The 13,124-nt window shown below is 59.8% G+C and carries 10 protein-coding genes; 7 read left to right on the top strand and 3 right to left on the bottom strand.

The window, feature by feature from the left end:
• Window positions 1-15: 15 nt before the first annotated feature.
• From B3N48_RS09840 to B3N48_RS09830, 3 genes are all read left to right on the top strand, one after another.
• On the top strand, window positions 16-1,317 hold the full coding sequence (locus B3N48_RS09840; RefSeq protein WP_296182710.1) for a urate hydroxylase PuuD: 1,302 nt from the start codon (window positions 16-18) through the stop codon (window positions 1,315-1,317).
• A gap of 253 nt (window positions 1,318-1,570) precedes the next feature.
• Window positions 1,571-2,926: a nucleobase:cation symporter-2 family protein gene (locus tag B3N48_RS09835; RefSeq protein WP_296182707.1), complete on the top strand. Its 1,356-nt coding sequence runs from the start codon at window positions 1,571-1,573 to the stop codon at window positions 2,924-2,926.
• 357 nt (window positions 2,927-3,283) lie between these two features.
• The gene (locus B3N48_RS09830; RefSeq protein WP_166597893.1) at window positions 3,284-4,072 is read left to right on the top strand and encodes an outer membrane protein OmpK; all 789 of its coding nucleotides are present in this window, start codon (window positions 3,284-3,286) and stop codon (window positions 4,070-4,072) included.
• 51 nt (window positions 4,073-4,123) lie between these two features.
• Here B3N48_RS09830 and B3N48_RS09825 read toward each other — a convergent pair whose 3' ends face one another.
• The gene (locus B3N48_RS09825; RefSeq protein WP_296182702.1) at window positions 4,124-6,874 is read right to left on the bottom strand and encodes an RHS repeat domain-containing protein; all 2,751 of its coding nucleotides are present in this window, start codon (window positions 6,872-6,874) and stop codon (window positions 4,124-4,126) included.
• 232 nt (window positions 6,875-7,106) lie between these two features.
• Window positions 7,107-7,328 (bottom strand): hypothetical protein, encoded by a 222-nt coding sequence (locus B3N48_RS09820; protein WP_108240037.1) that lies wholly within the window; start codon window positions 7,326-7,328, stop codon window positions 7,107-7,109.
• 210 nt (window positions 7,329-7,538) lie between these two features.
• On the opposite strand from B3N48_RS09820, the gene B3N48_RS09815 reads away from it, so the two are divergent.
• Window positions 7,539-8,147 carry a TetR/AcrR family transcriptional regulator gene (locus B3N48_RS09815; protein ID WP_296182693.1) on the top strand — a complete coding sequence of 203 codons (609 nt, stop codon included), beginning with the start codon at window positions 7,539-7,541 and terminating at the stop codon, window positions 8,145-8,147.
• A gap of 6 nt (window positions 8,148-8,153) precedes the next feature.
• Here B3N48_RS09815 and B3N48_RS09810 read toward each other — a convergent pair whose 3' ends face one another.
• On the bottom strand, window positions 8,154-8,546 hold the full coding sequence (locus B3N48_RS09810) for a response regulator (protein WP_296182691.1): 393 nt from the start codon (window positions 8,544-8,546) through the stop codon (window positions 8,154-8,156).
• Between the two features lie 640 nt (window positions 8,547-9,186).
• On the opposite strand from B3N48_RS09810, the gene B3N48_RS09805 reads away from it, so the two are divergent.
• From B3N48_RS09805 to B3N48_RS09795, 3 genes are all read left to right on the top strand, one after another.
• Window positions 9,187-10,818 (top strand): methyl-accepting chemotaxis protein, encoded by a 1,632-nt coding sequence (locus B3N48_RS09805; RefSeq protein WP_296182687.1) that lies wholly within the window; start codon window positions 9,187-9,189, stop codon window positions 10,816-10,818.
• Window positions 10,819-11,260: 442 nt separating this feature from the next.
• Window positions 11,261-12,145, top strand: a complete 885-nt coding sequence (locus tag B3N48_RS09800) for an urea transporter (RefSeq protein WP_296182684.1) — start codon at window positions 11,261-11,263, stop codon at window positions 12,143-12,145.
• A 45-nt stretch (window positions 12,146-12,190) separates the two neighbouring features.
• Window positions 12,191-13,048, top strand: coding sequence for an ion transporter (locus tag B3N48_RS09795; RefSeq protein WP_296182681.1), 858 nt, complete (start codon window positions 12,191-12,193; stop codon window positions 13,046-13,048).
• The last annotated feature ends 76 nt before the right edge of the window (window positions 13,049-13,124 follow it).

The following is a 13,124-nucleotide window of genomic DNA, read 5'->3' as shown; positions in this document are numbered from 1 at the left end:
CAAACGGTAAAGACTGTGGCTGCACATCTGATGGAATGGCTGAATCTGGGCGTGCGCTGGATTCACATGATCGTCGGGATCGCCTGGATCGGCGCATCCTTTTACTTCGTCTGGCTGGAAAACAACCTCAACCGCGCCAACCCCCGCGACGGTCTGTCCGGTGACCTGTGGGCGATCCACGGCGGCGGGATCTACCACCTGGAAAAATACAAGCTGGCCCCACCGACCATGCCGGACAACCTGCACTGGTTCAAATGGGAAGCCTACTGGACCTGGATGTCGGGCATCGTGCTGCTGTGCATCGTGTTCTATTCCAACCCGACCCTTTACCTGCTGGCTCCCGGCAGCACGTTGAGCGGCGGAGAAGGCATCGCCATCGGCGTCGGCGCGCTGATCGCCAGCTGGTTCATCTACGACCTGCTCTGCGACTCGGCCCTGGGCAAGCGCCCTGGCCTGTTGGGTCTGGTGCTGTTCGTGCTGATCATCGGCGCCTGCTACGGGTTCACCCAAGTGTTCAGCGGCCGCGGCGCCTACCTGCACACCGGCGCGATCATGGGCACCATCATGGTCGGCAACGTGTTCCGCATCATCATGCCCGCCCAGCGCGCGCTGGTGGCGGCCATCGCCGAGAACCGCACGCCGGACCCGACTCTGCCCGCCAAAGGCCTGCTGCGTTCGCGCCACAACAACTACTTCACCCTGCCGGTGCTGTTCATCATGATCAGCAACCATTTTCCGAGCACTTACGGCAGTCAGTACAACTGGTTGATCCTGGCAGCGATCGCGGTGTGTGCGGTGCTGGTGCGTCATTACTTCAATACCCGCCACGACAGCAACCGGTTCGCCTGGGCCTTGCCCGTGGGTGCGCTGGGCATGATTTGCCTCGCCTACGTCACAGGGCCTGCGCAACTGCCGCGCGGTCCGGAAGTGGCCAAGATCCAATACCAGCCGCTGCCGGGTACGGCGGTGGGCGGGCACCGTGCGGACGAGCCGAAACCTGAAGTCGCGCCAGCGCCTGCCCCGGCTGCACCCGCTCAAGCGAGCAACACGGGCGGCGTGGATTTCGACAAAGTCCATAGCGTCATTCAGGAGCGTTGCGCGGTCTGCCATTCGGCCAGACCGACCAGCCCGCTGTTCAGCAGCGCCCCGGCCGGGATCATGTTCGACACCCCGGAGCAGATCCGGCAACTGGCCCCGCGCATCCAGGCCCAGGCCGTGACCGCACAGATCATGCCGCTGGGCAACATCACCCAGATGACCCAGCAAGAGCGTGATTTGCTGGGGCAGTGGATTGATAAGGGGGCGCAGACGAATTGACGCAGCCACGCTATTCCAACGGGCCAACGCTAATACTGTAGGAGCGTGGCTTGTCCCGCGACCGACGACGCAGTCGTCGTAACGTCAGCATCCCGGCTCTGTCTGGCACACCGCATTTGCCGAATTTGCGACTGCTGCGCAGCCGATCGCGGGACAAGCCACGCTCCTACAGGAATGTGCTCAACAAACTAAGTTCCGCCGCCCAGCCACACCGGGCGTACTCAAAAAACAAGAACAAAATCCGAGGTGTTGCATGTCCGAGTCAACTCACGCGCGCATCCCTGCTGCGCCACCACGACAGCCCCTGCCACTGATGCAGCTGATTCTGGTGGGCCTGCAACACGTCTTATTGATGTACGGAGGTGCCGTCGCGGTGCCGCTGATCATTGGTCAGGCGGCTGGCCTATCCCGTGAAGAGATCGCCTTTTTGATCAACGCCGACCTGCTCGTCGCAGGGATCGCTACGGTTGTGCAGTCCTTCGGCATCGGTCCGCTGGGCATTCGCATGCCGATCATGATGGGCGCCAGCTTCGCGGCGGTCGGCAGCATGGTGGCGATGGCGGGTATGCCCGGCGTAGGGCTGCCGGGGATCTTCGGGGCAACCATCGCCGCGGGTTTCTTCGGCATGCTGATCGCACCGTTCATGTCGAAAATCGTGCGCTTCTTCCCGCCTTTGGTGACCGGCACGGTGATCACCTCCATCGGCCTGTCGCTGTTCCCCGTCGCCGTGAACTGGGCGGGGGGTGGCAGCAAAGCCGTGAGCTTCGGCGACCCGCTGTACCTCGGCGTCGCCGCCTTGGTGCTGCTGACGATTCTGCTGATCAACCGCTTCATGCGTGGTTTCTGGGTCAACATTTCGGTGCTGATCGGCATGGGCCTGGGCTACATCCTCTCGGGCTTCATCGGCATGGTCGACCTCAGCGGTCTGGCCCAGGCGCAGTGGGTCAAGGTGGTCACGCCCCTGCACTTCGGCATGCCGACATTCAGCCTCGCGCCCATCCTGTCGATGTGCCTGGTGGTGGTGATCATCTTCGTCGAGTCCACCGGGATGTTCCTGGCGCTGGGCAAGATCACCGATCGCGAAGTCACCCCCGGCATGCTCCGTCGCGGCTTGCTGTGTGACGCAGCGGCCTCGTTCCTCGCCGGTTTCCTCAACACCTTCACCCATTCCTCGTTCGCCCAGAACATCGGCCTGGTGCAGATGACCGGGGTGCGTTGCCGTTCGGTGACGATGGTCGCCGGAGGCTTTCTGGTGCTCTTGAGCCTGCTGCCGAAAGCTGCGTATCTGGTGGCGTCGATTCCTCCTGCAGTATTGGGCGGCGCGGCGATTGCGATGTTCGGCATGGTCGCAGCGACGGGCATCAAGATCCTCCAGGAGGCCGACATCTCGGACCGCCGCAATCAACTGCTGGTGGCGGTGAGCATCGGCATGGGCCTGATCCCGGTCGTGCGGCCGGAGTTCTTCAGCCAATTGCCGAACTGGATGGGGCCGATCACCCACAGCGGCATTGCCATGGCGACCCTGAGTGCTGTGCTGCTGAACCTGCTGTTCAACGTGCTCGGCGGTGCCGAACGCGCCGCGATGGCCGGGCCGTTGCACGCGCACTGAGTGCCGGTGCCCTGTTTTAGACACACCGCTCACTTGCAGCGCACTTGAGCGGCGGGACACGCGTCAGTATTCTCCGCCGCCGCTCGGCTGCGCCTCGAAAAACAGGGCCTGACGACTCCACTCAATAATCTGACTGAACGGCCAAGTTGCCGCTCAGCCGCGCCTCGCCCGAAAAATCACCGAATCGACTGTTTCCATCCACAGCCGACGAGACTTTTTTGCGTTTTTTCAGAGGGTTGGCGCAGGTATTGCTACCTGTAAAAAGTTGATCAATCAGACAACTAAAGCAGCAAAAAAGGCGCCACGACAGAGCGCCCTATCACCGCAACGACGACTTGAACCCAAGGGAGTTACCGCATGAACCGTTCGCTTTCCAGCCTGTTGGCCGCCAGTAGTCTGCTGGCCGCCACCCCTGCAATGTCTGGCGATTTGTTGCAATGGCAGAGCAACAGCCTGACGTATCTGTACGGCCAGAATTTCGAGGTCAACCCGGATACCCAGCAGACATTCACCTTCGAACACGCAGACGGCTGGAAATACGGCGACAACTTCCTGTTCGTCGACAACATCTTCTATAACGGCAAGAAAGATCCGGGCGTGGGCAATAACACGCTGTACGGCGAGTTCTCCCCTCGCCTGTCGCTGGGCAAAATCTTTGATCAGAAATTCGAGCTGGGCCCGATCAAGGACGTGCTGTTGGCCGGGACCTATGAGTTTGGTGAAGGCGACGTCGAGTCTTACCTGATCGGTCCCGGCTTCGACCTGAACATCCCCGGTTTCGACTACTTCCAACTCAACTTCTACAAGCGCTACAACGACGGCCACCGTGCGGGCTATGGCGCCTGGCAGATCACGCCGGTCTGGTCGTACACCATTCCCGTGGGCAAGTCGGACATTTTGATCGATGGTTTCATGGACTGGGTTGTGGACAACAAACAGTCCAACACCAAAGGCGATTACCACTCCAACCTGCACTTCAACCCGCAGATCAAGTATGACTTGGGCAAAGCGATGAACTTGCCGGAAAGGCAGTTGTACGTGGGGATCGAATATGACTACTGGACCAACAAGTACGGGATTAATGACACCCGGTATTTTGATACCGATCAGAATACGGCGAGTTTGTTGGTGAAGGTGTTTTTCTAAGTCGAAAAGGCGCTGTCCCTGACGAGCAGCGCCTCATTACAAACCACAGGATTAGTGAATCGTCACTGCGCTGTGGACTGAAGGTCGCCGCAATTGCTGATACCGCCGCTGCAGGCTGTAAGCCGACCAAGCCAAACTGTCAGCGTTATCGGCAGCCATCTGCGCCCTGATGTCAGGCCGAGCATTGAATGCACTTATCACAATGCCCATGTTGCCCCCTCGAGTCGAAGGGTCTCGAGAGCGAACCATAGGCATAAAATTCTGATAGAAAATGGCCTGCTGTTTATAAAGAAAGCCGATGCTGGCGCGACCGTTCATGAGCACTTCCGAGACACTCTCCATTGCCACCTCATGACGGCTTTCAGTCCGGCCTGTCATCGTTTTCAGCCCGCTTTCCCACAAATAGAAATAGTCCATGGTTGAGGGCCCAACCGTTTTTATTCGATTGACCCGTTTAAGATGCGAAAGCTCATGCGCCAACGTCATGTTGAATTCAGGATTGTTTATATCGTCTCTGTTGATGATGATTCGACCGTGAAAATCGTCTCTATATGACTTTGCGATTTGACCAGCATCCCCGCCTATCACGCCTACGAATTTATCCTGCCCCCAACCTTGGCTGTATTCCGCAGCAAGCTCACGCGTTTTGACCCAAGCAGACTTCACACCCTCCATGACGGTAGGGTGCGCTGACCCGAAATAGCTTTGTAAGATGGGCGCGGCTTCTGCTGGATGAGCCTCAACCATACGGACCGCATCCGTGTACATCTGGTTAACCTCGCACAAAGCACGCCTTACTCTGGCGGCTGATGAGGGCTCGAACTGTGACAACCCTCTCCAGAGAATCTGATCGCCCATAGCAACCATTCTTCTTTCGATAGCATCATTGATGCCTTCATATACTTGACCGTCGACCTCCTTCTTCGAGACAGGCGAATTACCAACAAACCGATACCGATTCACCCCCTGCACATCCCCCGCCGGATCCGGATTCACCCACCGCTGCAACCAGGGCGCGTAATACCTGTACCCATAGTAATAAAGTCCCGTCGCGTCACGCTCTTTGCCGGAATACCGCACGGTCTTGTACTTGGCCTCAACCGTACTTCGCCCTGCCCACCACGCCGTGCCGCCAAACGGGTAATAACCCTCGTGGCTGATCAACTTCGCGTTTTGATCAAGCTCAAGTGTGCTTGAGCCCAGGTGATCACTGAGGCTGTAGCGCAGCTGATCATTCTCGATGCCGTCGGGTTTGCCGGATTCCCAGTGCAATAGCCTCACGCTGCTGCGCCCTGCCTGGACGGTCAGCACATGCCGCACTTCACCGGTGACCTCGTTGCGATGAATGTCCAGCCCCGGCAGGTAACGCACCTCGGCAGTCAGTGTGCGACTGCGCGCCTGATTCACCCGCACCTTGCGCACCCGCTGCCCCTCGCCGTCATAGCGATAAAGCTCGCAGTCATCTGGCTCCTGATCGCGCTTCACCGAAGTGACTTCGCTCAACTGGTTACGCGCATCCCATGTCATTGCCTGACCCGGTTGCAGCGCTTTGAGGTTGCCGTTGCCGTCGAACGCTTCGGCGATCTGATCGTCATCGGGCAATGAGCCATCCGCCCTTTGCGGCAAACTCCGGTTGCTTGTCGACGACACCGCCATGCGCCGGGTGTCGGCCCCGGAATGGTGCCGAGCAAGCAGGTTGCCCCCGGCGTCATATTCAAAGCGCTGGGTGTAATGGCTGAGTTTGCCGGGATCGAGCGGCAGGGGTTGAAGGTCAGGCATTCCGGGCAGATGGAAGGCCGACGCGACTTCACGCCCTGTGGCCTCGATCAGTTGGTAAAGGCTGTCGTAGACATAACGGTTGACCGGCTCGACCCGTTGATTGCTGAAGAACGAAACGGGCAGGGTCACGTCTTCGAGACTGACCACGTTGCCTACCGGATCGTAGGTGTAGTTCAGATCTTGCAGCCCGTGCCCGTCAGGCGACAACGCCAGCATGCGGGTCAGCCGCCCATCTTGTGGGTCGTAGAAAAACCGGCTGACAACGCCATTGCCGCAGGTTTCGCTTTCGACCGCCGCCGATGCGTTGTAGCGGATATCGCTGACCAGCGTCTGGACCTGCTTGCGCTCTCCAGACTGAAGGGTCACCCGTTCGAGTTGACCGGCGCTGGTGTGTCCCCTCGCCTGTCGATTGCCCTGCGCGTCTCGTTGCCCGATTGTCTCCGCCAGCGCATTGAATGCCGTCGTGGTCAGGTATGCCTCGCCTCCGAGCAATCGATCCCGCTGCACAGGCTCTTCAGGCCAATCGGGGATGTCGAGCGCCGCCAGGAAACGCCGCTGCTGACGCAGCACCGTGTCGGACACACCATAATCGGCAATGTCCAGCGATCCACTGCCGTCGTCCCGTCGCACCAGTCGACCACACTGATTGTGATCAGCAGCTTCCTGAGTGGCGTCGCCATAGGTGAAACGTTCGCTCACTGTTTGCGCTTGCCCGGGCAGTTGCTCAGCGAGCTGCGTGGGGCGCAGCGACCCGTCATAGCGCCGCGAGAACCGGCTGCCGCGCTCATCCCAGCTGATGAGGGGCTGACCTGCTTCGCCAGGCAAATCGATACGCCAACCCGCATCAGCGCTTTGCATCAGAAGGCGCAGGCCGGTCAGGCTGTAAACGGTCGACGTGTGGGACTCGGCATGTCGAGGGTCGGTTATCGAGGCCATCCGTCTCGCCTGATCGAACCGTTGCCGTGTGATTCGTGGTTCGATGGCGGCCTGCACGTCCGCGTGAAAGAGGGCGATCTGACGCACCGGCAATGCACGTGCGTCGAGAGCGATCAATGAAGGGGTGTGGGAATGGAGATGCATGTGCCGACGTCCGTGTCTTGCCTGTCCTTCAAGCCTAGACGCATACGCGGCAACGGGTGCTCAGGAAAGACGTGCGGTCATCACGCAGCCCTGGTTTGCAGCAATCGCGCACCCGCCACCGGAACGGGTATCAGCGCACGGTTTAACGGCGGCAGCCGATCGCCAGGTCGGCGAATCAATTCGACTCCCACGGCAACGGCTTGCCCGCTCGCACCTTGGCATTGAGCGCACGCAATAGATCCAGGGGATCACGGTCTTTCATTGCATGACTCTGCTCGTCCACCCAGGTCATGACCTGCTGCCGATCGAGGGTGGGTCGGCGGTGCAGGATTTCCACCAGCTGCCGCTCGCAGTGCTGGGCATAGGCGACCACGCTGGAAAACAAAGGGCTGTTCATTAGCCGACACCTCGTTACCGAATACCCGTTCAGGCCCTTTGAAGGCGCCCCTTTTTTCGCTCCCCGCATCACCCGCACACCATACCACCGGCATTGCCCATGCCACAGGGGTAAGCAGCGCGAAAAAGGTGGGATTGCAGCAATCTTGAGCCCGTCGCGAGGCCGGTGCTAACATTCGCCACCGCCGAACAGGCAAGGACATTCCGCTTTATGAGCAGCATCCGAGAGCGCAACAAAGAACTGATCCTGCGCGCAGCCAGTGAAGAATTCGCCGACAAAGGATTCGCCGCCAGCAAGACCAGCGACATCGCCGCCAAGGCCGGTGTGCCCAAGCCCAACGTCTACTACTACTTCAAATCCAAGGACAATCTGTACCGCGAGGTACTGGAAAGCATCATCGAGCCGATCATGCAGGCCTCGACCCCGTTCAATCGCGAAGGGGTGCCGTCTGAAGTCCTGAGCGGCTACATCCGCTCCAAGATCCGCATCTCACGGGATCTGCCGTTCGCCTCCAAGGTGTTCGCCAGCGAGATCATGCACGGCGCGCCGCACCTGACGCCCGAGCAAGTCGAACAGCTCAACGGTCAGGCCCGGCACAACATCGAGTGTATTCAAGGCTGGATCGACGACGGGTTGATTGCGCCCGTTGATCCTCATCATCTGATGTTCAGCATCTGGGCCGCGACCCAGACCTACGCTGATTTTGACTGGCAGATTTCCACGGTCACTGGCAAAAGCAAGCTGGACGACGCCGACTACGAGGCTGCCGCCCAAACCATCATCCGTCTGGTACTCAAAGGCTGTGAGCCAGACCGCTAGCCCGCGTTACGCCGGGTTGCGGCTCTGCAACGCCTTATCGACACCATCGAGCAACTGACCAAAACTCCACGGCTTGCGGATGAACGTCACGGCATGCTGCACACCGGAGCTTTCCGGCGTCTCATGGCCGGACATGATCAGGATCGGAATCTCGGGCCATTTGTTGCCGGACAGGTTCGCAAGGTCTGCGCCATTCAACGTGCCGGGCATGAGAATGTCGGTCAGCAGCAACGACACCCTGCCCGCGTGGTCGTCCAGAAATTTCACGGCGTCATCGGCGCTCTCCAGCGCGTGGGTCGTAAATCCCTCGTCGCCCAGGATCTCGCAGACGAAATCGCGAATGATCGACTCATCCTCAACCACCAGGATCAGTCCTTTTTGTTGCCCGTTTGCTGCCATTTGCGCTGCATCCACAATAATTTTTCCCATTGCATGCCCGGCCGGCCCTGTCCTGGACTCGGGTGTTGTCGGTACTGTGAACGGCGCCAGCGCTGGAAATTCCATCCGGCGATAAGATTTGATGCAAACGGGTGTTTTAGGTGCAACGGCGGGCGGAGGTTGCGTAGCCGTCGGCGGCGCCAGTGAGGATGCATACGCATGCTGGCGGGACTTTTAAAGAGACATAAAAAAACCCGCCGAAGCGGGTTTGTGCAATACCGTCCAACGTCCTGTTGGCCGCCAGTACCTTGGCAACGGTCGATCGTCCCTGATCCTGCAGCCTTCCATTGCTGCAGTTGATGGATCCAATGTACCGCCTGGACGGGATCCAACCTAGAGCGAAACACTCCATTTCGTGTAAGCCTTTCGCTATACATGCGGGTATTCTGGCGTCAGTTTTTGGGCACATCGCTAACCACGACCGGAGACGCAGTCCAAGACCCTAAAAAAATGCATATTCATCTCAGGTTTGGCCTCGCAGCGCCGAGATGCTTTATGACGGGAGTGATTGGCCGAGCCTTCGGTGCGCGCGCTCATCGTCTCGTGGGCGGGTAACGCAACCGTCCGCGTCAAAACAAGAACAATGAACGGAGTGACGGTCATGAATATGCGCAACTTCTCGATCAGCCGCCGACTGTGGCTGATCCTCATCGTCGCTGTGTTGATGCTGTTCACGCTGGCCGTGGCCATGCTCAAGCAAATTCACGATGACTTGTACGAGGCCAAGGCGCAGAAAACCATGCACGTGGTACAGACCGCCGCTGGCCTGCTCGACTATTACCAGGGACTGGAAACCACCGGCAAGCTGACCCGCGAACAGGCGCAGCAGCAGGCGATGGATGCCATTCGCGGCCTGCGCTACAACCAGACCGACTATTTCTGGATCAACGACCTGCGCCCGGTGATGATCATGCACCCGGCCAACCCCAAGCTGGTGGGGCAGGATTTGTCGGGCATCAAAGACCCGGACGGCTTCCAGGTCTTCAACGAAATCGTCGCCGTGGCCAAAGCCAAAGGCGCCGGAACGGTCAATTATCGCTGGCCGAAACCGGGCGCCAGCGATGCCGTGCAAAAAACCTCCTACGTCTCGCTGTTCACGCCCTGGGGCTGGGTGATTGGCTCCGGCGTGTACGTCGACGACGTGCAGGCCGAGTTCCGGCAACAGGTGATCAAGGCCGTGTCCATCAGCGTGGGCATCATCCTGGTGATGGCCATTGTGCTGATCATTATTGGCCGCAGCATCGCCGGGCCGCTGAAGACCACGGTTGAGGCCATGGCCAACATCGCCAGCGGCGAAAGCGACCTGACCCGCACCCTGGAAACCCACGGGCGCGATGAAATCACGCAGTTGGCCACGCATTTCAACGCGTTCACCGCCAAGCTGCGTCGGGTCGTCGGTGAGTTGCAGGCGTCGGCCGTCGGTCTGGGGCAGGCGTCCAGCGATCTGGGCAACAACGCCGTGCAGGCACAGGAGCGCAGCCAGCAGCAGTCGTTGCAGATGGAACAGGTGGCGACGGCGGTCAACGAGGTGACCTATGGCGTGCAGGACGTGGCAAAGAACGCTGAGCACGCTGCCAGCGAAATGCGCAACGCCGAATCCCAGGCCCAGCAAGGTCAGGCCAACATCGACAGCAGCCTGAAACAGATCGGTCACTTGTCCGGCACCATCGATCAAGCGGTCGAGGTGATCCGCACCTTGTCCAGCGAAAGCACGCAGATCGGCGGGGTGTTGGAGGTGATCAGCTCCATCGCCGAGCAGACCAACCTGCTGGCGTTGAACGCGGCGATCGAAGCAGCCCGCGCCGGGGATCAGGGGCGCGGCTTTGCCGTGGTGGCAGACGAAGTGCGTTTGTTGGCCCAACGCACGCAAAAGTCCACGGCGGAAATTCAGGCGATGATCGAACGCCTGCAAAGTCACTCCGACGCGGCCGTGAAAGTCATCGCTGACAGCAGCCGCTCGTCGCAGCTGACCATCGAACAGGCCCACCTCGCGGGCCAGAGCCTGACGTCTATCAGCCAGGCCCTGCGTAACCTGAACGGCCTCAACGCTTCCATCGCCAGCGCCACCTTGCAGCAATCCCATGTGGTGGAAGACATCAACCAGAACGTCACGCAGGCGGCACAGCTGTCGCAAAGCACAGCCGTAGCGGCGGAGCAATCCAGCGCAGCGAGTGCGCAATTGAAAGGGTTGAGCGAGCAGTTGAACGGGTTGTTGCGGCAGTTCAGGGTTTGACCTGACACACCGCATTCGCCAGCGAGCCGGCTCCCACGAGGGTCATGCAGAGGTCGTAAAAATCTGCGACCGATGTCGGATCCGTAGGAGCCGCCTTGGTGCTGGCCGCGATCGGACCAGAGTGTGTAAAAACGTCACGAGCGATGATGGGGCAAGGCAAAAACAGACGAAAAACGGCCGGGGTCGCGACCGACTCTAAGTGTTCTAAATGAGCATTTTTTGCCTGTCTTTAACGCAGCATCATGTGCGTAACGCCGAAGGCGCACAGCCTGCAGTAGTTTTTACACAGTCTGGGACGAATGCGTCAGGTCAGTCGCCTCCCGACTGAATGACACACCACTTTCGCCAGCAACCCGGCTCCTACACCAGACAGCGTACGGCTTGATGGCCGCGACGATCGAGAGCAATATGTATACAATAAATACAATTATTGAATACATACATGAACGTCCTTACCCCTGCCCCATCCTCCCATTGCCCGGACTGGGCGGAAGCGCTGCTCAACGGTTTCAGTCAGGTCCTGCTTCAACGCAGCCCGGTGTGTGGCCTCTTTTGTCTGTTAGCGATCCTCATCAGCGCACCCTCCTCCCTCGGTGGCGCCTTGTTGGGCGCGGTCTCTGGGCTGCTCACCGCGCAACGTCGCGGCTACCCCAAGGCCGAACGGCAGGCCGGGGTGTACAGCTACAACGGCGTTTTGCTGGGGCTGCTGATCAGTTATCGCTTCGATGATTCGCCCCTGTCGCCGCTGCTGATCATCGCCTGCGGCGGCCTCAGTGCCATGCTGGTCCACGGCTGGATGCGACGGGCGTCCCGCGCCACATGCCTGAAGGTGTACACCGCGCCGTTCGTGCTGTTCAGCTGGGTGCTGCTGATATTCGCCGAGCCTGTGCCGAATGTGGGCACGGCCCATTCGGACATGATCCAGGCGCTACCGTTGGGCTTGGGGCAAGTGTTTCTGCTGGACCATCCGTTGGCAGGTGTGCTGATCGGCATTGGCCTGTTGATCGCCAATCGCAGCGCCGCGTTATGGGCGGCGCTGGGATGCGCGTGCGGCATTGCTTTCGCATTGTGGCAGCAGGAAGCCAGCCTGGCCCTGCTCGGCCTGTCCGGCTACAACCCGGCACTGGCGGCGCTGGCATTCAGTCACGTGCGGCATAAGCCGTGGCTGCCGGGCGTGGCGATTCTGCTTGCGATCCTGCTGCAACCGGGGTTTTCCGGACTGGGCCTTGCAACCCTGACCGCGCCATTCATCCTCGCCTGCTGGCTGGTGCAGGCCAGCAGTCGTCTGCTGCGGCAGACAATCGGCGATCAGCGGTTGCGCTCTTGAGCGGTTTGTCACAGGCTCTGCCGACCTTGCACTCGGAACCCCCTCATGGACAGCAACACCGGTTGGCGCGAACAGTTGCGCATTATCGTTTTTCAGACAGACACCAAGGCCGGTCGGCGCTTCGACAAGGCCCTGCTGCTGATCATCCTCGCCAGCCTGGCCATTGTGATGCTCGACAGCATCCAAGCCATTCATCGCGACTACGCCGACCTGCTGGCCTACATCGAGTGGGGCTTTACCTTTGTCTTCCTCGTCGAGTACATCCTGCGCCTGTATTGCTCGCCGCAGCCCCTGAAATACGCCTTCAGCTTCTACGGCCTGATCGACCTGCTGGCGATCGTCCCCGGCATCCTCGCGCTCTACAACAGTGATGCGCAGTACCTGCTGATCGTGCGCGTAGTGCGGATGTTGCGGATCTTCCGCGTGCTCAAGCTCAGCCCTTATCTGAAGCAAGCCAATTACCTGCTGGCGGCGTTGCGCGGCAGCAAGCAGAAAATCATCGTGTTTCTGGTGACCGTGTCGACGCTGGTGACGGTCTTCGGCACGTTGATGTACGTCGTGGAAGGCCCGGATCACGGCTTTACCAGCATTCCCAAAGGCATCTACTGGGCCATCGTCACGCTGACCACCGTGGGCTTTGGCGACATCGTGCCGAAAACGCCCATTGGCCAGATTTTGTCGTCGCTGGTGATGATCACCGGTTACTCGATCATCGCCGTGCCCACCGGGATTTTCACCGCGGAGCTCGCCACCGCCATGCGCGGCGACCAGCTGGAGCACGACTGCCCGGTGTGCGCCAAACCGAGCCACGAACCCAACGCCGCGTTTTGCGCCCGCTGCGGCAATGCGTTGTTCCCCAAAGTCGATTCGATCGCCGCCTCGCCGCCCTCGGGGGAAACATAAGCACAGACGTATTCGGTCTATAAGGCCCAGTGGCTTTTTCGCTATAGTCGCGGCCATTCGCCATCGCTTTATCCAT

The sequence above is a fragment of the Pseudomonas sp. UBA1879 genome, assembly GCF_002338065.1.
Taxonomy (GTDB): Bacteria; Pseudomonadota; Gammaproteobacteria; order Pseudomonadales; family Pseudomonadaceae; genus Aquipseudomonas.
The sequence above is the reverse complement of the archived record's forward strand: the minus strand, read 5'-3'. Positions and strand labels throughout refer to the sequence as shown.